This is a genomic window from Variovorax sp. KK3, from assembly GCF_001984055.1.
Classification (GTDB): Bacteria; Pseudomonadota; Gammaproteobacteria; order Burkholderiales; family Burkholderiaceae_C; genus Variovorax.
Window position 1 is genome coordinate 71,596 of sequence record NZ_LYVO01000020.1, and the last position, 24,087, is coordinate 95,682.

Below are 24,087 nucleotides of genomic sequence, written 5' to 3' on the forward strand. Positions count from 1 at the left end.
CGGAGCTCCGACGCGTTGAAGACGCGAACGCCTTGCCGATCACGAATGCGGTGGTCACCCGCTGATGCTTTCGAGCCGATCAGAGTCGTAGGCGTCGCGTTGCGAACACGGATCCCGCAGCGCGCCCGCCGTACGGCGGTCGCATGCGAGGGCGGCGTAGGGACCATCTGCGACGTTGGAACCACACAACGAGGCGCGGCAAAGCGTCGTCGCGACGCCGTTCCGGGCCCCGCGCCGAAGAGCCGCCGTCAGCGGCCGGGCTTCAGGACCACCTTGGTCCAGCCTTCGTTGCGCTTGTCAAAGTTGTCGTAGCCTTCAGGCGCCTGCTCGAGCGGCAGCTCGTGCGAGACGATGAACGCCGGGTTGACCTTGTCCTTCTCGATCAGTTTGCTGAGGAAGCGGTTGTAGGCCTTGACGTTGCACTGCCCCGTGCCCAGGCTCTGGCCTTTGAACCAGAACATGCCGAAGTCGAACGGCATCTTGCCGACCCGGCCGAGCTTGTCTTCGGAGCCCGGGTCTTGCGGCACGAACACGCCGACGCAGCCGATGCGGCCGGTGAACTTCACGGAGGCGACCAGGTTGTTCATCGTGAGACCCGGCACCTCTTCGCGGTGCAGGTTGCAGCACTGGTAGCCGACGCATTCGCAGCCCCGGTCGGCCCCCTTGCCGCCGGTCAGCTCCATCACCTGCTCCACGCCGTCGCCCTCGGTGTTGTCGATCGGGATCGCGCCGACCTTCTCGGCCAGTGCCAGGCGGTCCTGCTGGGTGTCGACAATCATCACTTGGCTCGCGCCCTTGGTCACGGCGGAGAGCGCCGCCATCAGCCCGACCGGCCCGGCGCCGTAGATCACGACGCTCTCGCCCGGCTTCACGCCCGCCAACTCCGTCGCGTGGTAGCCGGTCGGAAAGATGTCCGAGAGCATTACGTAGTCGTTTTGCTTGGCCTCGGCGTCGCGCGGCAGCACCAGGCAGTTGTAGTCGCCGTAGGGCACCCGCAGCAGCTCGGCCTGGCCGCCTGCATACGGTCCCATGTCGGCGAAGCCGAACGCGGCGCCGGCCATCCCGGGATTGGTCGTCAGGCAGTAGGCGCTCAGACCGCGCTCGCAGTTCTCGCAGAAGCCGCAGCCGACGTTGAACGGCAGCGCCACCCAGTCGCCGATCTTGATGCGATCGACCGCAGGGCCGACCTCGAGGACGACGCCGAGGTTCTCGTGGCCGAGGATGCGGCCGGGCGGCATGTCGGTGCGGCCTTCGTACATATGCAGGTCCGAGCCGCAGATGTTGGTGGTGGTGATCTTGACCAGCACGTCGGTCGAGCGTTCGATCTTCGCGTCGGGCACGTTCTTGACCGAGACGTCGCACGGTCCGTTGTAAACGAGGGCTTTCATGCGTGCTCCTCGATCTGCTCGGGCGTCTTCTCGACGGGCAGCTCAGGCATCCCGCCCGCGGCCGACTTCAGCTCGTGCTTGCGCTCGTACAGCTTCACCGCGAGCCCGCGCAGGTCCAGCGGTGAGTAGCGCGCCTGGAGGAAGACGCGTTCGCGCTCTTCCATCACGTGCGCCATGACCGCCTCGGCGAGCTGCTTCACGCAGTCGTCGTAGCCCTCGTCCGCCGGGCTCGTGCCCTGGATGCGGGCGATCAGGTCCTTGGCCTCCTGGTGCTCTTGCTCGGCATGATCGAGCAGCGCGTCGTCGCCGGTGGCCTTGCGCACCGCCGGGTAGAAGATCTCTTCCTCGATCTGCGTATGGATCGTGAGCGCGGCGCAGATGCGCTGGGCGAGCATCTGGCGATCGGCCGCGGGGGCGCCGAATTCGCGGAGGGCCTGGTAATGGATGAAGAGCTTCTGGACGAGCTTGTGGTCGCCGTCGAGAAGGTCCACCGCGTCTTCGTAGGCAATGGATGTTGACACGGGATACTCCTTCGTTGAGCCGCCGCCTGAGCGTCGTGCTCGGGCGATGGAGTGCGGGAGACCGCCCACACCCAGTGCCGACGGGGACCCCCGTCCGCTGATAGGAAGACAACAAGGGTCGCGCACTCCCAAGGCAGGCAGGTATGTGCGGCCCACTTATGAGAGAAGATGAAGTGACGCTTCCGCTGTTAGAGCGGGCAATGGCTGGGACGCCCGCAGCATTTGTGAAACGATTCAAGCTAGCAGCGCCCGGGACGCCCCGTGTAGGAATCACCAGTTCAAAGTCGTGGATGAACCCTACGAACGAACGAAGGCCTGCAGCGGTTAAGGTAACCCGGAGCGGACGTTTGCCGAACAGCAATTCATGCCCACTAGAGCGGACAGACATCGCAGTGGATCATCCTCGCAACGAAGCGCTGACACCCAAAATCAGCCGCCGTTCCGCAAGCGAAGGCGGAACGTCGGCTGGAGGGCCATGGTGCGTTGTTTAGCCGGGTAGCTTTGCCGCAAGCACGTCGACTTTCTGAATGGACGGCGGCTCGGAGAACAACTCACCGGCCTGGGCCATCAAAGCCGCCGCAACCTTGCCGGACAGATGCGCCTGCCGGCCTGCTTCATTCGGAAAGGCATCGAAGATTCCGAAGGTTGTCGGCCCAAGGCGAATGCCAAACCAAGCGGTAGTGGCGGGCTCTTCCATGACGATAGGAAGCCCACCCACGAGGAAGCTTTCGACCTCTTTCTCTTTCCCGGGCTTCGCTTCTAGGCGAACGAACAACGCGACTTTGACCATGACATGCTTCCTTTGGTTGAACGACACGCGACCGGTCTTGGTCGCATCGGGCACAACAGTCTGCGCCATTTGAATGCCCATGTCGCGAACTATCTTTCGTACATCAACGTCTTGGCAGTGAGCCCCAATCGGCGCGCCCCGGTACGCACTTTTTCAAACCGGAAGTTCGGCATCGAGCTTCTCACCGAATCGGCGGCAATGAACTCCAGACTCGCGCAGCCCTGTCCGCAGCGGCGCATTCGAGCGCTTCGCGCACGAAGAGCGCATCCTCCAGGTCCGGCCGGTACAGCAGTGAAACGAAGGTGCCCTGCGGCCGCACGTCGAGCAGCCTCTCGGAGAGCAGCGTGCGGAAGGCCTCCGCACCGGCGTGCGGCTCACCCCGAACTGTGTCGCCACGTCCAACTCGTTGAGCGCCGTGCCCGGCACCAGGTCCACGTTGACGAGACCCATCGCTGACTTCCGGAGCGACAACGGGGCAGGCATCCTCAACGTCTGCCGCCGCTTCATCGGTCTGTGCCGCGACCTCAAGCTGTTCACGCACGCGATCGTTGCCATCGACGGCAGCAAGTTCAAGGCGGTCAACAGCCGCGACCGCAACTTTACGCCCGGCAAGATCGATGGTCGCCAGCGCCAGAGCGAGCAGAGCATCCAGCGCTACCTGGATGCGTTGGAGACGGCCGATCGCACGCAGCCTGCGGAGGTCGAGGCCAAGACCGAGCGGCTGCAGGACAAGATCAAGAAGCTGCGCGAGCAGATGAAGCAGCTCGATGACACGCGTGAAGAGTTGAAGAAGGAGCCGGACGGTCAACGCCCGCTCACGGATCCCGATGCGCGTTCGATGAACTCACAGGCCACAGGCTCAGGCCTGGTGGGATACAACGTGCAGGCGGTGGTCGAGCCGAGGCACCATCTCATCGTCGCGCACGAGGTGACGAATGTTGGCAGCGACCGTGCGCAACATAGCAGGATGGCCAAGGCTGCTCGCGAGGCGATGGGCAAGACCAAGTTGCAAGCACTCGCAGATCGCGGGTACTTCAATGGCGCGGAGCTCAAGGCCTGCGAGGATGCCGGCATCTTGACCTACGTGCCCAAACCGATGACTTCGAACGCTAAGGCCGAGGGACGCTTCGACAAGAGCGATTTCGTCTATATCGCCAAGGAGGATGAGGATCGGTGTCCCGCAGCGGAGCGGGCCATCTACAGGTGCAACACGCTTGAGAAGAACGGCAACGAGTTTCGGGTCTACTGGACCAGCGCTTGCCCACGCTGTCTGATGAAGGAGCACTGCACGACAGGCGACTACCGGCGCATCCGTCGATGGGAGCATGAAGCGGTGCTCGAGCGCGCTCAGCAACGCCTCGACCGCAAGCCTGTTGCGATGATGCTGCGCAGATGCACCGCGGAGCACGTGTTCGGCACGTTGAAGTACTGGATGGGCTCAACGCACTTCCGCACCAAAACGCTGTAGCACGTGAACACAGAAATGAGCTTGCACGTGCTGGCTTACAACATGAAGAGGGGCATCGCGATCCTGGGCATGACCAGGACAATGAAGGCGATGAGATTGATGGAGGCCTGATCCCTCTCGCACCTCTTCAAAGCTCGATCCGCGATCGTGATGACGCATTTGCAGTGTGTCTACTGGACAACGGGGCTGACACGCCAGCCATACCTTCGACACTGGAGAATCGAGACCGTTTGCACACAACCTCGACCGACAGTAGGCGGCGTAGCTCATTCTCCAGATCGGGATGCGTGAACAGGAGGGGAGCCTGATGCAGCCGCTGCTCAAGCTAGGGCGTTGGAGACATGGCTAAATGGTTGGGGACCTTGTTCCGATGCTGGCCAACGCATTGGCACAGTTCGCGATGGCGGTTCGGGACCGTGAGCGGCTTCTTGGGCTTCCTACCCCAGGAAGCACTGAGAGGACGCCCAAAAAGCGACAATATTTAGTCAAAAATGACCAGAACTTTAGGAACCTACGGCTGGTGATCACGTCGCCCATGAACGCTCGATCGCGCTGAACCTCAAACCACCATGTGCTGTTCGATGCGCTCCCGCCCGAGCTCCGCGAAGCGCCCGTGCAGCACCACTTCGCCGTGGTCGAGAACGATCACCGAGTCGGCGACTGCCGCGACGAATTCCAGGTTCTGCTCGACCACGATGAAAGAAGCCCCGTCGGCCTTGCGCCGGTTCACCGCGGTCGCCATGCGGTCGATGTTCTCCGGCTGAACGCCTTCGGTCGGCTCGTCCAGCATCGAAAGCCTGGCCTGCAGTCCGATGGTGCGGGTGAAGGACAGGAGCTTGCGTTCGCCGCCGCTCAGCGAGCCTGCGCGCTGGTTCAGTCGGCGCTGCAGAAGCGGAAAGAGCGCGAAGAGCTCTTCGTACCGGCTCGTCGCCCGGTCGTTTAAATGAAGCCACAGGTTGTCGGCCACCGTGAGTTCGCCGAACACCACGTTTTCTTGCGGTGCGTAGGCGATGCCCAGCCCGAGGCGCGTGTGAAGCGGCGTCCCCGCGAGCAGGGCTCCGTTCCAGGAGATGCGTCCCCGGGTCAAAGGCAACTGGCCCGCCAAGGCCTTCAGCAACGTGCTCTTGCCGACGCCGTTCCGGCCGACGACGGCCAACGCCTGGCCGGGCTGGACTTGCCCGGACACGCCGCGGACCACGACCGTGTCGCCGTAGCCGCACACCACGTCGTCGAAGGCCAGCGTCATTTGCGGCCTCCCGCGTAGACGGCCCGCACCTCTGCGCTGCCCTGGATCTCGGCGAGCGATCCCTTGGCCAGCAGTCGGCCCTGGTGGAGCACGTACACATCGCCGCCCATGGCGTCCACGGCGGTGATGTCGTGCTCGATGAGCAAAGCCGCGGCACCGATCTGGTGTACGAGCGACTTGATGGCGTCGATCATCTGGTGGGTCTCCGCCGGCGACAGACCGGCACAGGGCTCGTCGAGCAGAACGAGCCTGGGCTCCGGCAAGAGCGTCATCGCCAGTTCGAGCGCCTGCCGGTGCCCCTGCGCCAGCGTCCCCGCTCGCGCATCGAGTCGCGCCTGCAGTGCCTCGAACTCCTTCAGGATGTCGTCGAGCAGCGGGGTATGCCAACCCAAGGCCGACAAGCGCAAGGTATCGAGCCCGGATGCCCGACCGGCCCAGACGGCCAGGCCGAGGTTCTCGCGCACGGTCAGGTCCGGGAACACCGACGGCACCTGCATCTTCCTACCGATGCCTCTGCGCGCCACCCGCCAGGCTGCCCATCCGCCGATGTCGTGGTCGTTCAGCCTGACGCCGCCGCCCAGCAGCGGCAGCCGGCCGGTGATGACGTTGAACGATGAGGTCTTGCCCGCGCCGTTGGGACCGATGACGCATCGAATGCCCGGCCCTCGCAGCGAGAGGGACAGTCCGTCGAGAATGGTCACGCCTGCCTGGCCGGTCTGGACTCCATCGAGCGCCAAGGACACCGGCCCGGCCGCGGCACCGTCGCCAGGTGCAGCAGGCGCAGGCACGTCCTTGGCATGTCGGGCATCCGCCTTGCGCTTGAGAAGTCCGGCCACGCCGTGTGGCAGGAAGAGCACGACGGCGATGAACACGGCTGCCACCACCACTTCCCAATACAGGAACTGCTCGCGGAGTTCGGCGGAGGCATAGCCCACCACGGTCGCTCCCAGCAAAGGTCCCAAGGCGCTGGCCTTGCCGCCGACGGCTGCCCAGATCACGAACTCGGTCGACAGCAGAAAGCTCATCGCCTGCGGCGTCACGATGCCCTGGTGTGCCGCGAACAGTGCGCCGGCCAACGACGCCAGCAGGGCCGAGAACGCGAACGCGTTGGCCTTGATGCGATCCGTGGCGTAGCCGAGCAGTTGAAGACGCTCTTCGTTCTGCGCCACGGCTTCCCAGATCACGCCGATCGGACGGGCCGCGAGCATCGCGAGCACGAGGGTGCTGACGACCGCGCAGGCAGCGACGAGCCAGTACAGCGTCTCGTAGCGCGACGTGCCGGGAATGTCCGGAACGTTGGCCATGCCGTTGAAGCCGCCGGTCAGGCTGCTCCACTGCTGCGCCGCCAGAAAGCCGAGCATCGTCAGCGCGAGGGTGATGAGCGAGAAGTACGGCCCACTGCGCGAACTCCTGGCGAACACCAGCCGGGCGATGACGTAGGCGAGCAGCGCCGGTGCCGCCACGGCCAGCGGCAATGCGGCATACCAGAGGGCATCGTCCTCCGCGGCCTTGAGTCCGCCTCCGAACAGATAGGCCCCGAGCCCGAAGAACAAGGCATGTCCCAAGGGCAGAAAGCCGAGCCGGCCCCAGCAGACGGCCACGCCTTGCGCTGCGATGCCGTAGATCAGGTACAGGGCGATCTGGTAGGCGGTGAACTCGCTGGTCGCCAACGGCAGCACCACCAGCGCGACGGCCAGCAGGGCCGCCGATTTAGCGTCGCGAGAAAAGACCATCGGGTTTCAGCCACAGGAACAGGATAGAAAGCATGAGCACTACCGCATAGCCGCTGGTTTGCCCGGCCAGGCTGCTCGTGACGGCTTGCGAGCCGCCGATGATGCCGACGCCGCCGAAGAGCCCGCCCAGCGTGCCGAGCCCGCCCACGACCAGCACGAAGAAGGCATCGAGCAGGTAGTCGACACCGATGCCGGGTTCGATGCGAATCAGCGGCGCCAGCAGCACCCCCGACAAGCCCGCCAGCACCACGCCGATGACGAAGGCCTGCGATGCGAGCCGCCGGGTGTCGATGCCCAGCGCCTGGGCCAGCACCGGGTTCGCCGTCATCGCCCGCACGCGAAGGCCCGCGGCGCTTCGGCGGTACCAGACGTAGAGGCCCGCCATCACCACGACGGCCAGTGCGATCAGCGCCAGCCGGTAGATGGGGTACTGCGCACCGAGCAGGTTCATCGGCGCGGCCAGGTTCGATTCGACGTTGCGGTACCCGCGCCCGAACACCGCCTCGACCAGCTTGCGCAGCAGCATCGCGAGCGCCCACGTGGCCAGCAAGGTGTCGAAAGGCCTCGCGTAGAGCGGCCGGATCAGCCACCGCTCCACGACGTAGCCGAGCACGCCGCACACCACGACCGCCAAGGGCGCGGCAGTGACGAGGGGCAGGCCCATCTGCTGAACTGTCACCGCCGAATAGGCCCCGAGCATCACGAACTCGCCGTGCGCCATGTTCATCACGCCCAGCAGCCCGAAGACGATGGCCAGCCCCAGCGTGGTGAGCGCGAGCGTGGCCAGTTCGTAGGCGAGGTTGAGGCCATGCAGCAGCAAGCTGCCGTCGGCCATCGTCAGACCTTGCAGGTCTGGCCGGCGCCGACCTTCGGAAAGGTCTTCACCACGCGGAAGCCCTTGTCGGTGACGTCGGCCACGTAGATGTCCTGCTCCACATGGCGGGCCTTGATGGTGGCGCTGCCGCGCGGGCCGGTGTAGGTGGTGCCTTCCGACGCCGCATCCAGCTTGGCGGTGTCGAGGCTGTTGGCCTTCTTCGCCAGGGCCTCCAGCATCAGGAAGCCTTCGTAGGTCGACTCCGCCAGGCCGTTCAGGGCCGGCGCATTGGCACCGTTGGCCTTGGCGTATTCCGCGGCGAATGCCTTCGCGGCCGGTGTGTCGATGGTCGCGAAGTAGCCCGAGCTCGAATACAGGTTGCGTGCATTGCCGACGCCGATGCCGGCCAGCGTGTTCTCTTCGATCAGCGTGCCCAGGCGAATCGCCTTGTCCGAAAGCCCGAAGCTGGCGAAGGCCTTGTTGAAGGTGACCGACGCGCCGCCCACCAGCGACACGAGCACCGCGTCGGCGCCGCTGTCGCGGATGCGGGCGAGGCTGGCGTCGAAGTTGTCGACCGTGAAGGGCAGGTACTCGTCGCCGACCACCTTCGCGCCGGTCTTCTCGATGTAGCCCTTGGCGGCGGCATTGGTGTTGCGGCCCCAGATGTAGTCGTTGCCGATCATGTACCACTTGGTGGGCTTGCGTTCGCCCGCAAGCCAGGGAATGACGGGCTCCAGCTGCTGCTGCGGCGTCTCGCCCTTCACATAGGTGCCCTTGGCGCATTCGCCGCCTTCGTAGACGGGCGTGTAGAAGTAGGGCACCTGGCCCTTGAACAAGCCGACCAGGGCGCCGCGCACCGCGCTGTCGTGCATGCCGATCACGGCCTCGGCCTTCTGGCCCTTCCACAGCTTGAGGGCGGCCTGGCCGGCCTCTGCCGGCGCGAGGCCGGCATCACCGAACAGCAGTTCGATCTTGCGGCCCAGCACGCCGCCGCGCGCATTGAGGTTGGCGGCCGCCATCTCGGCGCAGGCCTTCGACGACGGGCCGAAGAGGCCGGCCGGTCCGCTCTGCGGAATCATGACGGCCACTTTCAGCGGGCCGGCTGCGAATGCGACGGGGAGGGCGCTCGCTGCGCCCGCGGCCAGCGTGGCCTGCAGAAAATGACGACGGTCCATGGAATGCTCCTTCGGGGTTTCCGGGGTTTCAGTAAGACGTTTCGAGCCGAGGTGCCGGCGGAAGGGCCGACTGGACCGCTTCGGCAATGGCCAGGAGTCGACGGTCGGAATGAAGGGGGCCGTCCAGCGCCAGGCCGACCGGCAAGCCGTGCGCCAGGCCGATGGGCAGGGTCACGCCGGGCAACGAGGCATTGCTGCCGGGGTCGGTGTTGCGAATGAAGGTGCCGAAGGTCGGGTGTTGGGCGCCGTTCAGCTCGACCGTCTCGTCCTCGCCGATCAAGGCGGCGGTGCGCGGGGTGGTCGGGAACACGAGCGCTTCGATGCGCTGCGATGCGAAGGTCTGGGCGTACAGCGCCTGCATGCGCTTTCTCGCCTCCAGCGCGCTCTTGTAGACATCTTCCGGAATGCCGCCGCCGGTCAGCAGCGTGCCGACCGCGCCGCGCACGTCGGGGCTGCCGACCGCGGCGATCACTTCTTCGAGCGTCACGCCGCGGTCGCGTGCGTCGAGGTATGCGCGCATGTCGCGCACGAACTCGTACAGCGCGACGGGAAAGCTCACGGAGGCGTTGAGCTCGCCCAGCGCCGGCAGCTCGACATCGACGAGTTCGACGCCTGCCTGCCGCAGCCCTTCCAGGGCGGCTTCGGCCACGCGCTTCGATTCGGCCTCCAGGTCGCTCCAGAATGGGTCGCGCGGTACGCCCAGGCGCAGGCCTTTGAGTTCGACTTTCGAATCGCCGTCCTGCGCGCCGGTCAGCACGGCATCGAGCAACGCGCAGTCGGCAATGGTGTAGGCCAACGGACCGGCCGTGTCGCGCGTGACCGAGATGGGCGCGATGCCCTGTCCCGACACCCGGCCCACCGTCGGCCTGAAGCCGCTGACCCCGCACAGGGCCGCCGGCACGCGCACCGAGCCGCCGGTGTCCGTGCCGATGGCCGCGGGCACGAAGCGCGCGCCGACGACGGCACCGGAGCCGCCGCTGCTTCCGCCGGGAATCCGCGCGTGGTCCCACGGGTTGCGCACGGCACCCGTCACCGCGTTGTTGGTGGTGATGCCGAACGCCAGCTCGTGCATGCCCACCTTGCCCGCGATCAGCGCGCCGGCCGCGCGCAGCCTGGCAACCAGTTCCGCGTCTGCATTCGGCGCCTTGCCGTGCAGCGCGCCGGTGCCTGCCCCGCAGGTCATGCCCGCGGCTTCGATGTTGTCCTTCAGCGCGATCGGAATGCCCAGCAGGGGCAGCCGTTCGCCGGCCGAGAGGCGGCGGTCGGCCTGCTTCGCTTCCTCGCGTAACGCATCGGCATCGAAGCAGGTCCATGCGTTGATGTCGGCGTTGGCTCGCGTGCGCGAGATGCATTCCTCGGCCAGGTCGAGGCTGGTGACGGTGCCGCCATCCAGCAGCTTGCGGATGGCGGAGAGAGGTTGGTCAATGGCGTGCATGGCTCGTTCGTCCTTGGATGACGACCCAATGTATGCAGCGCGCTTGCGTTGCGGACCTATATAAATCGCTAGGGGTCCGGCACGGCTGGGGCTGCACGTAGGGTCAGACCGGGTTTGTGAACGCAACCGCAATGCCTAGCATCGATGTCCCCGCGCATGAACCTTGCTTGAAACCACCATGCATCTCTCCACCGGTCAAACAAGGGCGCTCGCCGACCTCATGCGCCTGGTCGCCAACGCCACCGACGGCGACGAGCTTCGCGAGCGCATGGCGCTTCCGCTGCTCGACCTGTTGCACGCAGACACCTACGTCTCGATGGTGTGGAATGGGGGACGGCAGCGGTTCGAGCGCGTGACCGCGCTCAACATGTCTGCGGAGAACCTGCGTTCCTGGGATGCCTATTTTCGCTTCGTCGATCCCCTGACCTTCCCGATGATGCAGCGGCGCAAGCCGACCGTGGCGACGCAGGTGCTCTGCCAGAGCGACCTGTCACGCACCGAGTTCTTCAACGACTTCCTGCAGCGCGACCGCATGTACTGGGGCGTGAACGTCTACTTCTACGATCGGGACCAGTGCGTCGGCGACGTTCGCATCTGGCGCAACCGGGAGCGCGGCAACTTCGATGCCAGTGAGATCGACATCATGAACATGGTCGAGCCGGCCATCACGGCCGCCCTGTCGCGCCTCAGCTGGAACGAGGCCGCCCCGCGCGTCGAGGAAAGCGAGTCCGCCGAAGCGACGCTGCAGCGCGAGGGGCGACTCAGCAGGCGCGAGGCCGAGGTCGCATGGCTGGTCAGCTGCGGTTGCCCCGACAAGGAGATCCAGAGCCGGCTCGGCCTGGAGTACCCGACCGTGCGCTTCCACCTCGGCAACGCGTTCAAGAAGCTCCGCGTGACCAACCGCGCCACGCTCGTGGGCCGCGTCAAGGTGCTGCTGGCGCACCCCGAGCATGGCGGCCTGGCCGCGGCCATCGCGTTGACGGATGCAGCGCCCGCCGCTATCGCAGAAGAAGCGGTCAGCCCCTCTGCGTTCGCGACCCGCGTCCTCAAGCAGCGTAGCGCGTCACAGCCGGTTCATTCCAGCTGATGCCCACGCCGGGCGTCTCGTCGAGCACGGCGCTGCCGTTCTCGTAGCGGAGCGCGCTGGCGAGGATCGGGCCGGCCAGGTCCATGCGCTCAAGGTAGTGCGCGGTCGGCGTCACCAGCAGCAGGTGCGCGCTGAATTCCGGAAAGATGTGCGACGACATCGGTATGCCGTAGACCTGCGCCAGCGCCGCGGCCTTGAGCCAGCCGGTCACACCGCCGATCTTCATCACGTCCGGCATCGCGAGTTCGCAGGCGCCGGCCTCGAATGCGCGCTGCATCTCGTCGGGCGACAGCCAGTTCTCGCCCATCTGCACCGGCACTCGCGTGCGCTTGCGAATCTCGGCATAGCCTCGCAGGTTCTCCTGGATGGTCGGCTCTTCGATCCAGCCCAGGTGCTCGGCCTCCAGCACGCGGATGCGGCGAATGGCCTCCGGCACCGTGAGTCCCTGGTTGTAGTCGGCCAGGATGCGCGTGTCGGGGCCCACGGTCTTCCTCAAGGCGCGCAACACGGCGATGTCTTCTTCGAGCGTCGCATAGCCCAGCTTGGTCTTGATGGCGCCGTAGCCCGCGCGCGCCGACACCTCGGCCCGCTGGCATCCGAGCTCGATGCCGTCCAGGCTGTGGCTGTCGTAGGCCGGCACGGGCTTGAGATCGCCGCCGAGCACGCGGGCCAGCGGTTGTTTCAGGTGCTGCGCCCAGGCGTCCCACGCGGCCATGTCCAGGCCGGACGTCGCCATCTGCGTGAGGCCGGTCTTGCCCAGCAGGCGCAGGCGCGACGCGAAGACCGCGTCCAGTGCGGCCGGTGCGACCGGCAATCCGGTGATCAGCTTGCCGAGCGCGCATGTCATCTCCAGCGTCGCCGCCAACGCCAGCGGCGTGTAGGTGAAGACGTAGCTGCGCCCGGTGACACCGGCATCGGTCTTCATGTCGATGAGCACGAGCGGCGCGGTGTCGACCACGGCGACGCTGGTGCGAACCGGGTATTCGAGCGGTACGTTCACGGCACGTGCGATCACTTCGACGATTTTTGGAGCAGTCATGTTCTAGATTCCCAAGTAGGCGGAGCGCACGCGCTCATCGGCGGCGAGTTCGGCGGCGGGCCCCGACAGCGAGACCTGCCCGGTTTCGAGCACGTAGGCATGGTCCGCGATGGCCAGGGCCGCCCGCGCGTTCTGTTCGACCAGCAGGATCGGAACGCCGCTCTTCTTGAGGCGCTCGATCACCTGGAACACCTCTTTCACCAGCAGCGGCGCCAGCCCCATCGAGGGCTCGTCGAGCAGCAGCACCTTCGGCCGGCTCATGAGCGCGCGCGCCATGGCCAGCATCTGCTGCTGGCCGCCGGAAAGCTGCCAGGCGCCCTGGTCCTTCTTGGTCCGCAGGATCGGGAACAGGTTGAACATCTCTTCGATTCGTCCGGGGTCGGGCTTGTGGGTGTACCCGCCGAGGCGAAGGTTGTCCAGCACCGACAGGGGCCCGAACACCTGCCGCCCTTCGAGCACCTGCGCCAGGCCGGCGCGCACCCGCTTCTCGGCAGCGAGCTGGGTGATGTCCTGGCCCAGCAGTTCGACGCGGCCGCCCCGCGCCTGGATGAGGCCCGATATCGTGCGAAGCAGCGTGGTCTTGCCTGCGCCGTTCGCACCGACGAGCGCCACGAGCTGGCCGGCCTGCAGTTCCAGATCGACCCCACGCAAGGCCTCGATGCGCCCATAGCCGGCGCAGAGGCCCGCCACCTTGAGGACGGTCGTGGTCATAGGAGCACCTCCGCCTTCGGCTCCGGTATTCGCCTTGGGAGCGGCCCGGCGGCTCATGCGTCGACTCCCAGGTAGGCTGCGACCACGTCGGGGTCGGCGCGAACCTGCTGTGCGGTGCCTTCGGCGAGCTTCCGGCCCTGGTCGAGCACCACGATGTGGTCGGAGATGGACATCACCATCTTCATGTCGTGCTCGACCAGCAGCACGGTGGTGCCGCCCGAGGCGATCTTGCGGATCAGCTCGCCCACGGCGTGCGTCTCGCTGTCGTTGAGGCCGGCCGCGGGCTCGTCCAGCAACAGCAGCCGTGGACTCGCGGCAAGCGCCCGCGCGATCTCGAGCCGCTTGAGCACGCCGAACGAAAGTTGCGTCGCATGCGCATGCCGGGCACTGCCGACGCCCACGTAGTCCATGAGTTCGTGCGCCTTGTCTTCGAGCTTGCGGTCTGCAGCGCGCGTCAGGCCCAGGAAGCCAGCCCACAAGCCGGGGTGGCTGTGCAGGTGCGCGCCGAGCATCACGTTCTCGCAAGCGGTCATGTTCATGCAGACCTGCAGGTTCTGGAAGGTCCTGCACATCCCGCGCTTCGCCAGCGCTTCGGGCGCCAGGCCGGTCACCTCGTTCTGGTCGAGGAAGACCTGTCCCGAGCTGGGCTCGTATACGCCGCTGATCAGGTTGAAGAGCGTGGTCTTGCCTGCGCCGTTCGGGCCGATGACGGCATGCACGTGGCCCTGCCGGACATCGAAGGAGACGTCGTCGACGGCGGAGATGCCGCCGAAGCTTCTGGAGAGCGCCTTGACGGACAGCATCAGCCGCTCCTCTTCTTCAGCCGCAGCGCGATGGAAGGCACCAGGCCCTTGGGCATGAACATCATCGTGAGCATGAGCACCAGCCCGAAGATGATGGCCTCGTAGCCGTGGAACCCGCCCACCAGCTGCGGCAGCATCGTCAGCAGCGCGGTGCCCAGCACGGCGCCGAAGGTGCTCGACATGCCGCCCAGCACGACCATGGTCGCCAGCTCCACCGAATGCGCGAAGGATGCCATCGACGGGCTGATGAAGGCCAGGTAGTGGGCCGTCAGGCTGCCGGAGACCGTGGCGAACACGGCCAATGCGATGAACACCCGCACCTTGAAGGCGCTCACGTCCACACCCACCACCCGGGCTGCGTACTCGGAACCGTGCAGGCCGCGCAGCGCCCGCCCGGCTGGCGACGAGAACAGGTTCAACGACAGCACGATGGCCGCGAACAGGACGACGGCCGACACGGCATACCAGTGGATCAGCTTCTGCAGGGTGAAGCTGCCCATGGTCAGTGGCGGCACGGCCATGCCGTCGGGCCCGCCGGTCCAGCCGACTTCGTTGATGAGCACGATGTTGACGATGACGCCCAGGCCCAGCGTGGCCATCGTCAGCGAATGTCCTTTCAGGCGAAGAATGGGCTTTGCGATCAGCCAGGCGATGACGGCCGACGCCACGGCCGCGGCGGGAATCGAGACCAGCGGCGTCCAGCCGAATCGCGTCGCGGCGATGGCGCTGCCGTAGGCGCCGACCGCCACGAAGGCGGCGTGGCCGATGCTGATCTGCCCCGCGAAGCCCATCAGCAGATTGAGGCCTATGACCGCGACGGCGGCGAGCGCGATGCGGATGGCGATGTCGAGCGTGTAATTGTTCGGCAGCACGAAGGGCAGCAAAACCAGCACGACCGCCGCGGCCGCCAGGGACGTTCGATGCTTCATACCCGGTCCGTCTTGCGGGAGCCGAACAGGCCGTGCGGCATGACGAGCAGCAGGATGATGATCAGCACGAAGGGCACGGCGTCCTTGTAGGCGGACGACACGTAGCCCGCGACCAGCGCCTCGAGCACGCCGACGATGAGCCCACCCACGACCGCACCGACGCCGCTGCCCAGCCCGCCCAGCGTGGCCGCGACGAAGCCCTTCATGCCGAGCATCAGGCCGATGTCGTAGACCGTCGTCGTGATCGGGGACGCTACCACGCCGGCCACGGCGCCCAGGAGCGCAGACAGACCGAAGGACAGTTGCAGGATGCGCCGCGCAGGAATGCCCACCGCCATCGCCGCCATCCGGTTCGAAGCGACGGCCAGCATGGCCTTGCCGGTCAGCGTGCCCTTGAAGAAGGCCGCGCACGCCGCCACCAGCACCGCGGCCGTGCCGAGCACCCAGAGCGCCTGCGGCAGCACATAGGCGCCAAGGATCTGCAGCGGGTTGTCGCCGCTCCACGGCGGCAGCACCTGCTGGTTCTTGCCGAGCACCACCTGCACGACCCCCTGGATGAAGATCGAGGCGCCGATGGTGATGATGATGAGCGACACCACGTCGGCATTGCCGGCCGGCTGGATGGCCAGGCGGTACAGCAGCACGCCCACCAGCACCGTCACCGCGATGCCGACCGCGATCGCGCCGGGCAGCACGATGCCCTGGCCGATCAGCGAGGCCGTGACCATCGCCGACAGCATGAGAAAGTCGCCCTGCGCGAAGTTGATGACGCCGCTGGCGTTGTAGATCAGCGAGAAGCCCAGGGCCGCCAGCGCGTAGACGGCGCCCGTCGTCAGGCCCGAGAAGAGGAACTGAGGGAGGTCAGACATTTTTGTGGACGTGGAGCGGTTGAAGATCGTCGATGCGCGAGGCCCCCAGCAGGGTCATCGTGCGTTCGATTTCGTCGGAGACGAGGCGAAGGGCGGCAGCCGCGCCGGCCTGGCCGTTCGCGGCAAGGCCCCAGATGGCGGGCCTTCCGATGAAGACGCCGCGAGCGCCCAGTGCCAGGGCCTTGACGACGTCGCTGCCCCGGCGGAAGCCGCTGTCGACGAACACGGGCACGCGGCCATCCACCGCATGCACGACGGCAGGCAGTGCCGAGATCGTCGATGGCGCTGCATCGAGCTGCCGGCCGCCATGGTTGGACACCACGATGCCGTCGACCCCATGCGCGATGGCGTGCTTCGCGTCCTCGGGATGCAGCAGCCCCTTCACGAGCAGCGGGCCGTCCCAGAGGCTTCGCAGCCACCGAAGCGATTCCCAGGTGAGGCTTCGGTCCATCGTCCTGGCCAGCAGCGCGGCCTGCAGCTGGGGCGATGCCTTGGCCTCGCCCTCCGACAGGTTCACGAAGCCGGGGGACTTGCCGATCGCCATCGAGAGCGACCACGCCGGATGCGCGACCAGATCGGCCAGCGTGCGTAGCCCGGGACGGAACGGCAGCTTGAAGCCGTTGCGATGGTCGCGCTCGCGCATGCCGCTGACGGGCACGTCGACGGTCAACACCAGCGCGCCGTATGCCGCGTCCTTGGCCCGCTTCACCATCTGCTCGGCGATGCGCCGGTCGGACATGACGTAGAGCTGCAGCCACTGGTTGCCGCTCGGCGCCGACGCGCGCACGGATTCGAGCCGCTCGTTGGAAGCCGTCGAGAGGACGAAGGGCAAGCCCAGCGAGGCGGCGGCCTGTGCCAAGGCCCCGTCGGCACCTCGGCGCACCAGGCCCGCGAAGCCGATGGGCGCGATGCCGATCGGAGAAGCCCACCGCTGGCCGAACACCTCGATGGCGGTGTCGAGCCGGGTCGTGTCCCGCAGGCACGTGGGCAGCAGGTGCAGCGCGCGCAGGTCGGTCTGGTTGCGGACGATGCACTCCTCGTCCTCGGCCGCCCCGTCGACGTAGTCGAACACGAAGCGGGGCAGCCGGGCGCGGGCGCGCGTCCGGAAATCGGCGATCCGGAGCATCATCGGCGGCAAAGGCCTAGCGGACTTCCTTGAACGCGCCGTTCGAGATCTCGATCATCCGGAACGCCGTGTTGTCCAGGCCCATGTGGTCCTGTGGCGTCATCGAGTAGATGCCGCTCACGCCGACGAAGCCCTTGGTGCTTTCGATGGCCGCGCGCACCTTGTCCTTGTCGGTGCTGCCTGCGCGCTTGATGGCGTCCACCACCAGGTAGAGCGCGTCGTGCGCGTAGCCGCCGAAGGTCGACACGTCGGTCTTGTACTTGGTTTCGAAGTTCTTGGCGTACTCCACGCTCACCTTGCGCTGCGGGTCTTCGGCGTTCAGGGCCGACGCGATGAGCAGGGCGGGCGAGGGCATGCGAACGCCTTCCGACGACTTGCCGGCAATGCGCACGAACTCGAGCGAGGCCTGGCCATGCGTGGTGTAAAGCGGCTGCTTCACCGCCAGCTGCTGGTAGTTGCGGGCGATGATGGCGGGCGCCTGGCCGGTGCCGAAGACCAGGATGGCCTGCGCTGGCGACGACTTGATGCGCGTCAGCTGCGGCGTCATGTCGGTGTCCTTCTCGCCGTAGGTCTGGTCCTCGGCGACCTTCATGCCCAGCGCCTCGGCGGCCTTGAGCGTCTCGTTGCGGCCCGACTTGCCGAAGCCGCCGGTGTCGGAGAGCAGGGCGACCTGGGCGAAGCCGCGCTTCTTCATGTCCTCGAGCACCTTGTACGCGGCCATGCGGTCCGAGTGCGGCATCTTGAAGACGTAGGGCTTGACGGGCTCGACGATGACCGAAGCGGCCGCGAGCGACACCGCAGGAATCTTCGCCGCCTCGATCTGCGGCACCATCGCCATGGTGGAGCCGGTGCTCGACGCGCCGATGATGACGTCCACTTCGTCCTGGATGATCAGGCGGCGCGCGAATGCGTTGGCCTTGTTGGCATCGCTGGCGTCGTCGTAGAGCACCAGGCTGAGCTTGCGGCCGAGCACGCCACCCGCCGCGTTGATCTTCTCGACGTACTGTTCGAGCGTCTTCTGTTGCGGGTCGCCGAGGAACGAGGCCGGGCCTGTGGTCGACACCACCGCGCCGATCTTGATGGGGCCGTCGGCCGCGGCGGCGGCGCTCGCCACCGAGAGCAATGCGGCAGCGGTCAGCAGCTTGCGTCGCGTTTCATTCATGGTTGTCTCCTTCTTTGTTCAGGCGTGGATGAAATCAGTTCGCGGGCCGTCGCCGCACGATGTGGATGGGCCGCGCGATCGGCTGCCCGAGCGCCGCGGACAGCTGCTTGCCTTCCGGGTCCGCCAGCGCCGCGATGCGGGCCGCGCGAACCGACTCCGCGCTCGCGCCTTCGCCGATCTGCTTCAGGATGGCGTCGAGGTTGCGGCGGCCGCGCCGGTTCGTTTCGCCGTAGCCCTTGACGAGGTTGCCGCACAGCGCGGCTTCGAGCGCGAGCGGTCCGGGCATGGCCGCCTGCACCGCTGCAAGCCATGCCTCGATGCCGGCCTGCTCCTCGTGATACCTCGACATGTGCCGCCGCAGCGGCCGCAGGCTCCGAAGGCCGCACAGCATCAGGAAGCCCTTGATGGTGTCGGTGCGGATGTACATGCCACGGTGCCAGCCTTGGCCGGCCGCCTTCCGGCGCAGCCAGGCGGCCAGCCTGGGCGGCAGCACCGATGCCATCTCGTCCAGCCCCGGCTTCAGGAACTCGGTCATCTGCAGGGGCTCGCCGCTGCGCGCACCCACCTCGCGGCGCACACGGTCCAGGCGCTCGCGGCGGGTCTTCAGGTGAGCGACGCGGACGACGTCTTCGTAGGACATCCAGAGCGCGAGGTATCTCGCGGCTTCGCGCACGGCGCCCAGGGCCGTCTCGTCGGCGAAAGGCGCCGCCTTCATGAGCTGTTCCACCCGGTCGAGGTAGAGCGTGGCGTAGCGTTCGTCCTGAAAGTCGGTGGTGAGCGCGACGCCCGCGCAGACCACGTCGTGCAGCGACTCCGGCAACGCTCGAACGCGCGCCGGCATCTCGGGCCTGGCGCGGACCGCCGAGTCGAGCTTCTCCGACGCGATGCGACGGCCTTCGGTGGCGTCGAAGCCCGCGGCGAACCCGCGCAGGCTGGCGTCGACGGCCTTTCCCGAACGGCGAATCGCTTCTTCGCAGGCGGCGCGGTCGAATGGCAGAACCCCTGCGGCGCACATGGCGCCGAACATCACCGTGTTGATCACCGTGCCGTTCTGCTGGGCCAGGGCGCGCATGTCGAAGATGACGGCGCGGCGGGCGCGTTGCGTCGCCGCCTCGATGATCCGCACGCTGTCGAAGCGGCCGTCGCCCATGGCGGCTTTTTCGGACACCGCGTATTCGCGATGGGTCGAGGTGACGAGGGTGGTCCGCTGCGGGTCCACGTAGCCGCTCTGGATCGAGCGGCCCGCTTCGACCAGTTCGGAGGCCGCGACGATGTCGACCTGGCCCGGCGTCGGCGTGAGCGACAGCACGGGCTCGCGGCCTGCGAGTGCTGCCCGTGGCTGAGGGAATATTTCGACGTAGTACGTCGTCGCGCCGGTGCGCTGTGCGACGCCGGGAACCGATGTGCTCTGCACAGGAAAGCCGGCATGGGTCGATGCATCGATCAACCAGTCGGCGAGCACACCGCCGCCTTCGCCGCCCATGGCCGCGACCAGCACGCAAACAGGACGTGTCATCGATCGGCTCATGCCGCGAGCCTTTCCACCACCGCCCCACGCACCTTCGCCATGAAGCGCTCGAAGCGGCTCGCGTTCTGGACGATCTCGGCCTTGTAGAACGACGGGCACAAGACCGCGGCGTGGGCGTTCTCGCCGCACAGCCCGCAGCCGACGCAGCCCGCGTTGACGGTCGCCACCGGGTCGGTTCGCAGCGGGCTGGGATTCGGCTTGATGGTCAGCGACGGGCAGCCCGACAACCGGATGCACGAGTGGTCGCCGGTGCACACGTCGTCGTCGATGCCGAAGCGGGTGCGCACGACGCGCTCGCCGGCCTCGAGCTTCGCGGCCACCTGCGGCTTGATGCGCCGCTGCCGCTCCAGCTGGCATTCGCCATCGGCCAGGATCACCTTGAGCCCGCCTTCCGGCGTCGTCATGGCCTCGCGGAGCGTGTCCAGCATCTCTTCGACGCGGTAACTGCCGACCGTGCGAATCCATGTGACGCCGACGCCGCGCAGCGCCTTCTCGATGTCCAGCGTCAACGGGCGCGCGGCCGGCTGCGTCGGCGACGAGGGGATGGCCTGCGTGCCCGTGGCGGACGTGTAGCCGTTCTTCAGGATGACCAGCACCGAGTCCTGGTTGTTGTAGACGGCGTTCACCACGCCGCTGGTGAATCCGTTGTGCCAGAAGCCGCCGTCGCCCATGATGCTGATGGTCCGGTTGGCGAGCAGGGGGCCGACGCCCGACGAACTCGCAAGGCCCAGCCCGTAACCCAGCACGGTGCTGCCGACGTTGAAGGGCGGCAGCGTGCCGAAGGTGTGGCATCCGATGTCGGCATTGACGTGCACCTTGCCGACCTCGGCCTGCAATTGCTTGATGGCGGAAAACACGGGGCGCTCCGGGCAGCCGATGCAAAAGCCCGGCGGACGCGTCGGCACCGGCGCGCCCAGCGCCTGCTTCGAGCGCTCCTTGTCGTCGGTCATCGCGTTGGCCATGGCCGTGGCGTGCCGGGCGTCGAAGCCCGATGGCGCCGCTGCGGCCAGGAAGCGGGCGAAGCCGGGAAGCAGGATCTCGCCCGCGTACTCGCCCGCCATGGGGAGCATGTCCTTGCCATGCAGCCGCGTCGGCGCATCGGCGCGGCGCAAGGCAGACTGCAGCGCTTCCTCGATGTAGTTCGGCTGCCCTTCTTCGACCAGCAGCACCGCGCGCTTGCCGTCGCAGAAGGCCAGGAACTCGTCGGGCACGAGGGGATAGACCACGTTCAGCACGTACAGCGGAACGCGCGACACGCCGAAGGAATCGGCCAGGCCCAGCTGCTGCAGCGCGCGGATGGTGCTGTTGTACAGGCCGCCCTGAACGACGATGCCGATGTCGGCCATGTCGCCATCGAACTGCTCGTTGAGCGCGTGTTCGCGGATGAAGCGCACCGCGGCCGGCCAGCGCTCTTCGACCTTCTGCCGCTCGTGTTCGTAGATCGACGGCGGGAGGTTGATGCGCGCGTAGTCGAAGCTCGGGCTGTCGATAAGCTCGCGCGTCGAGATGCGCGGGCTCCGGTTGTCCTTGCATTCGAAGGTGCCGTGCACGTGGCAGGCACGGATGCGAAGCTGGAGCATCACCGGCGTGTTGCTGGCCTCGGACAGCTCGAAGCTGCGCTCCACCGCGTTCACGATCGACGTGAGGTTGGGGCGCGGGTCCATGAGCCACATCTGCGACTTCATCGCGAAGGCGTGCGTGCGCTCCTGGATGATGCTGGAGCCTTCGCCGTAGTCCTCGCCCAGGATGACCAGCGCGCCGCCCTTGACGCCCGCCGACGCCAAATTCGACAGCGCATCGGACGCGACATTGGTGCCGACGGTGCTCTTCCACGTCACCGCACCGCGCGCGGGGTAGTGGATAGACGCGCCGAGCATCGCGGCCGCGCCGGCTTCGGAGGCGCTGCTCTCGAAGTAGATGCCGAGTTCGTCCAGCAGGTCCCTCGAATCGCCGAGCACGTCGATCAGGTGGGAGACCGGCGCGCCTTGGTAGCCGCCGATGTAGCTCACGCCCGACTGCAGCAGCGCCTTCGTCACCGCCAGGATGCCCTCGCCATGGAAGATCTGGCCTTGCCCGAGGGCGAGCGACCGGACTTCTCCGGCGAATGAACGCTCCATGCTGTCTGTCTCCTGCTGTCTGCTCGTCGTGGTGGCAGGGATGCTATGGTCGGCCTTTCATTCTTCCTATCGATGGAGTACGTGTTACACATCGATGAAAGCCATGTCCGCAGGGTCCGATGCTCCAGCCCACTTCGACCTCAACCTGGTCCGGGCCTTCGTCGCCATCTACGAAACGCGAAGCGTCACCCAGGCCGCCGAGCGCCTGGGCCTTACTCAGCCGACCGTCAGCCATGCGCTGTCGCGTCTGCGGGACCTGTATGGCGACCGGCTGTTCGCACGCGGCGCCCAGGGCCTGACGCCCTCGGTCGTCGCCGAGCGGCTGTACGAACAGTTGAACGTGGCCCTGTCGACCATCGAAGGCACGCTCGAAGGCCGGCAAGGTTTCGACGCTGCCACCTCGTCGCGGCGATTCAGGTTCGCCACCTCGGACATCGGTGCGCTGTTCTTCATTCCACCGGTGCTTCGGCGGCTCCAGTCGATCGCGCCCCGGCTGCAGACGGAGTTCGTCCAGCTGTCGGAAACCGTGGTGAACGATTTGGCCACGGGCGCCCTGGACTTCGCGCTGGGCAACCTTCCGAACCTGCACGAGCACTCGCGGGAGGCGCTGCTCTTCACCGAACGCTATGTCTGCCTGTTGTCCGGCGACTACCCCTTGCCGCGCGGCGGGCTTCGACTCGAAGAGTTCGTGCGGGCTCGCCACGTGATGGTGAGCTCGCCGGTGTCGGGGCATGCGTTGATCGAAAGCGCGCTGTCTCAACGCGGCGTGCGGCGCAACGTCGTCGCCCTGGTGCCGCAGTTCTCCGTGCTGCCCAGCCTGGTGGAAGGCAGCGACCTCGTCGTGGCCTTGCCCGAGCGCGTGGCCCGCCTCTTCGCCAAGGACCGGAGGCTGCAGATCGCAGAGATACCGGTCGCGTTGCCGGGCTTCGAAGTGCGGGTGCACTGGCATGCCCGCTCGGAAAGCTCGGCGGCGCACCGGTGGCTGCGGGACGAACTGATCCAGACCCTCAGCAAGCTCTAGGGCCGGCCCGTCAAGGGCGCTTTATCGCAGGTAGTCGTGCTCGACGGTGCCGAGCGCCAGCGTCATGTCGGCGATGTAGTGCAGCGCCGATTCGACCTTGAGCACCGGCAGTTCCGCCACCGGCGCCAGCGCATGCGGATGCAGCTCGAGCGAGGCCGGGCCGCTCCAGGCGCCGTGCAGCTGGATGTCGGTCATGTAGTAGCGCACCAGCTCGCAGATGCGCGGCGTGCCGTCGACGTGCGGAATGATCTTGAGCAGGAAGTTCGGCTGCGCCGCTGCCGCGAGGATCGGCTCGGGCGCCAGCGTCTTGTGCTTGAAGCCCATCGTGGCCTTGGCGACGCGCACCTTGCCGTAGTCGAGCGTGCCGACGACCACGTCGGTCTCGTAGTCGAGCACCGGCGTCGCGAGCTTCTTCGGAAAGCCCCACAGCTCGCGCCCGCCCGCGATCGGCGGATGGTCGTTCAGGAACATCGCATGCACGAAGCTGCCCTTTTCGACGCCCTTGGCGGTGCGCAACTGCACCGGAATCACCTGGCCCGATTCGGTGTAGTCGCCGAAGCCCGTCGAATCGGGCATGCGGATGAACTCGTACTTGACCAGCGGCTCGACCACCTCGAGCGGCTCGGGCACCACGGCGCGCAACGCGTCCATGTCGGTGCGGTAAGTGATGACGAGGAATTCGCGCCGCATGAAGCGGTACGGCCCCGGCGGAAAGGCCGGGCTGGTCAGGGGCATGGCGAACGCGTTGCGTCGCACGTCTTCGAGTTTCATGATCGATCGGTCCTTTGCAAGTGGGTCTTCGGTGACGCGGCCATCGGGCGCTTGATGCGGATCGCGTCCGGATCGCCCAGGTCGTAGGTGGTCACGCCATTGGTCTGCACGTCGCTGCGCAGTGCCTGCGGGTTGGCCAGCGTGGTGTGCATGTCGCGCTGCCCCGCGGCCCAAACGCCTGCGATCCAGTGCGCGCGCTTGCGATGCGCGTCCAGCTCGGCGAACACGCCGGCCTGGTAGGAGCCGAGCGCGCCGCCGCCCTGGAAGACCAGCGCCTTGGTCGCCGCTTTCATGTCGGCGCGCGTTCGTCGCGTGGCTGGTGCGGCCTTCGGCTTGGGATGCATGGGGCGGGCT

The 24,087-nt window shown here is 66.9% G+C and carries 20 protein-coding genes and 2 pseudogenes; 3 read left to right on the forward strand and 19 right to left on the reverse strand.

The features are described 5' to 3' along the window. Positions 1 to 248: 248 nt before the first annotated feature. The 3 genes from B0W80_RS12205 to B0W80_RS12215 all read right to left on the reverse strand — a co-directional run bounded on the left by B0W80_RS12205 (position 249) and on the right by B0W80_RS12215 (position 2,699). Positions 249 to 1,388: a glutathione-independent formaldehyde dehydrogenase gene (locus B0W80_RS12205; protein WP_076999404.1), complete on the reverse strand. Its 1,140-nt coding sequence runs from the start codon at positions 1,386 to 1,388 to the stop codon at positions 249 to 251. Beyond that, entirely contained in the window at positions 1,385 to 1,909 is a 525-nt protein-coding gene (locus tag B0W80_RS12210; RefSeq protein ID WP_083745337.1) for a hemerythrin domain-containing protein, read from the reverse strand. Before B0W80_RS12210 ends, B0W80_RS12205 begins: the two co-directional genes overlap by 4 nt. A 487-nt stretch (positions 1,910 to 2,396) precedes the next feature. Next, on the reverse strand, positions 2,397 to 2,699 hold the full coding sequence (locus B0W80_RS12215; protein WP_076999432.1) for a putative quinol monooxygenase: 303 nt from the start codon (positions 2,697 to 2,699) through the stop codon (positions 2,397 to 2,399). 442 nt (positions 2,700 to 3,141) lie between these two features. Here B0W80_RS12215 and B0W80_RS12220 point away from each other — a divergent pair. Then, positions 3,142 to 4,278 (forward strand): annotated as a pseudogene (locus B0W80_RS12220) (IS1182 family transposase); the annotation flags it as partial. A gap of 448 nt (positions 4,279 to 4,726) precedes the next feature. Here the strand turns inward: B0W80_RS12220 and B0W80_RS12225 are convergent. Genes B0W80_RS12225 through iaaH form a run of 5 tightly spaced genes read right to left on the reverse strand, consistent with a single transcriptional unit; the run spans position 4,727 to position 10,570 of the window. Continuing rightward, positions 4,727 to 5,413, reverse strand: coding sequence for an ABC transporter ATP-binding protein (locus B0W80_RS12225; protein ID WP_076999405.1), 687 nt, complete (start codon positions 5,411 to 5,413; stop codon positions 4,727 to 4,729). Then, a complete protein-coding gene (locus B0W80_RS12230) occupies positions 5,410 to 7,146 on the reverse strand; it encodes an ATP-binding cassette domain-containing protein (RefSeq protein ID WP_076999406.1) in 1,737 nt (578 codons plus the stop codon). Before B0W80_RS12230 ends, B0W80_RS12225 begins: the two co-directional genes overlap by 4 nt. Then, positions 7,124 to 7,981, reverse strand: a complete 858-nt coding sequence (locus B0W80_RS12235; RefSeq protein WP_076999407.1) for a branched-chain amino acid ABC transporter permease — start codon at positions 7,979 to 7,981, stop codon at positions 7,124 to 7,126. The genes B0W80_RS12230 and B0W80_RS12235 overlap by 23 nt, the downstream gene beginning before the upstream one ends. A gap of 2 nt (positions 7,982 to 7,983) precedes the next feature. Further along, on the reverse strand, positions 7,984 to 9,135 hold the full coding sequence (locus tag B0W80_RS12240; RefSeq protein ID WP_076999408.1) for a substrate-binding domain-containing protein: 1,152 nt from the start codon (positions 9,133 to 9,135) through the stop codon (positions 7,984 to 7,986). 28 nt (positions 9,136 to 9,163) lie between these two features. Then, positions 9,164 to 10,570: an indoleacetamide hydrolase gene (iaaH, locus tag B0W80_RS12245; protein WP_076999409.1), complete on the reverse strand. Its 1,407-nt coding sequence runs from the start codon at positions 10,568 to 10,570 to the stop codon at positions 9,164 to 9,166. 178 nt (positions 10,571 to 10,748) lie between these two features. Here iaaH and B0W80_RS12250 point away from each other — a divergent pair, with 178 nt between their 5' ends. Then, the gene (locus B0W80_RS12250; protein WP_076999410.1) at positions 10,749 to 11,657 is read left to right on the forward strand and encodes a helix-turn-helix transcriptional regulator; all 909 of its coding nucleotides are present in this window, start codon (positions 10,749 to 10,751) and stop codon (positions 11,655 to 11,657) included. Here B0W80_RS12250 and B0W80_RS12255 read toward each other — a convergent pair. The 9 genes from B0W80_RS12255 to B0W80_RS12295 are packed head-to-tail and all read right to left on the reverse strand — an operon-like array spanning position 11,617 to position 21,941. Next, positions 11,617 to 12,696, reverse strand: a complete 1,080-nt coding sequence (locus B0W80_RS12255) for an enolase C-terminal domain-like protein (protein WP_076999411.1) — start codon at positions 12,694 to 12,696, stop codon at positions 11,617 to 11,619. The genes B0W80_RS12250 and B0W80_RS12255 overlap by 41 nt on opposite strands. A gap of 3 nt (positions 12,697 to 12,699) precedes the next feature. Further along, on the reverse strand, positions 12,700 to 13,407 hold the full coding sequence (locus B0W80_RS12260) for an ABC transporter ATP-binding protein (RefSeq protein ID WP_076999412.1): 708 nt from the start codon (positions 13,405 to 13,407) through the stop codon (positions 12,700 to 12,702). 53 nt (positions 13,408 to 13,460) lie between these two features. Next, positions 13,461 to 14,210, reverse strand: coding sequence for an ABC transporter ATP-binding protein (locus tag B0W80_RS12265; RefSeq protein WP_076999413.1), 750 nt, complete (start codon positions 14,208 to 14,210; stop codon positions 13,461 to 13,463). After that, positions 14,210 to 15,139 carry a branched-chain amino acid ABC transporter permease gene (locus B0W80_RS12270; RefSeq protein ID WP_076999414.1) on the reverse strand — a complete coding sequence of 310 codons (930 nt, stop codon included), beginning with the start codon at positions 15,137 to 15,139 and terminating at the stop codon, positions 14,210 to 14,212. The genes B0W80_RS12265 and B0W80_RS12270 overlap by 1 nt, the downstream gene beginning before the upstream one ends. Beyond that, positions 15,136 to 16,008 (reverse strand): branched-chain amino acid ABC transporter permease, encoded by an 873-nt coding sequence (locus B0W80_RS12275; RefSeq protein ID WP_076999415.1) that lies wholly within the window; start codon positions 16,006 to 16,008, stop codon positions 15,136 to 15,138. Before B0W80_RS12275 ends, B0W80_RS12270 begins: the two co-directional genes overlap by 4 nt. Then, entirely contained in the window at positions 16,001 to 17,137 is a 1,137-nt protein-coding gene (locus B0W80_RS12280; protein ID WP_076999416.1) for an alpha-hydroxy acid oxidase, read from the reverse strand. Before B0W80_RS12280 ends, B0W80_RS12275 begins: the two co-directional genes overlap by 8 nt. A 13-nt stretch (positions 17,138 to 17,150) precedes the next feature. Then, complete coding sequence (locus B0W80_RS12285; RefSeq protein ID WP_076999417.1) at positions 17,151 to 18,296, reverse strand: ABC transporter substrate-binding protein; 1,146 nt, start codon at positions 18,294 to 18,296, stop codon at positions 17,151 to 17,153. A 34-nt stretch (positions 18,297 to 18,330) separates the two neighbouring features. Continuing rightward, positions 18,331 to 19,812: an indolepyruvate oxidoreductase subunit beta family protein gene (locus tag B0W80_RS12290; RefSeq protein ID WP_076999418.1), complete on the reverse strand. Its 1,482-nt coding sequence runs from the start codon at positions 19,810 to 19,812 to the stop codon at positions 18,331 to 18,333. 8 nt (positions 19,813 to 19,820) lie between these two features. Continuing rightward, positions 19,821 to 21,941 carry an indolepyruvate ferredoxin oxidoreductase subunit alpha gene (locus B0W80_RS12295; RefSeq protein WP_076999419.1) on the reverse strand — a complete coding sequence of 707 codons (2,121 nt, stop codon included), beginning with the start codon at positions 21,939 to 21,941 and terminating at the stop codon, positions 19,821 to 19,823. Between the two features lie 103 nt (positions 21,942 to 22,044). Between B0W80_RS12295 and B0W80_RS12300 the strand changes: the two genes are divergently transcribed. Beyond that, entirely contained in the window at positions 22,045 to 22,962 is a 918-nt protein-coding gene (locus B0W80_RS12300; RefSeq protein ID WP_076999420.1) for a LysR family transcriptional regulator, read from the forward strand. A gap of 21 nt (positions 22,963 to 22,983) precedes the next feature. On the opposite strand, the gene B0W80_RS12305 is transcribed toward B0W80_RS12300, so the two are convergent. Next, positions 22,984 to 23,733, reverse strand: coding sequence for an acetoacetate decarboxylase (locus B0W80_RS12305; protein ID WP_076999421.1), 750 nt, complete (start codon positions 23,731 to 23,733; stop codon positions 22,984 to 22,986). Next, positions 23,730 to 24,087, reverse strand: a pseudogene (locus tag B0W80_RS12310) (hypothetical protein); the annotation flags it as partial. The gene B0W80_RS12305 and the pseudogene B0W80_RS12310, both read right to left, overlap by 4 nt.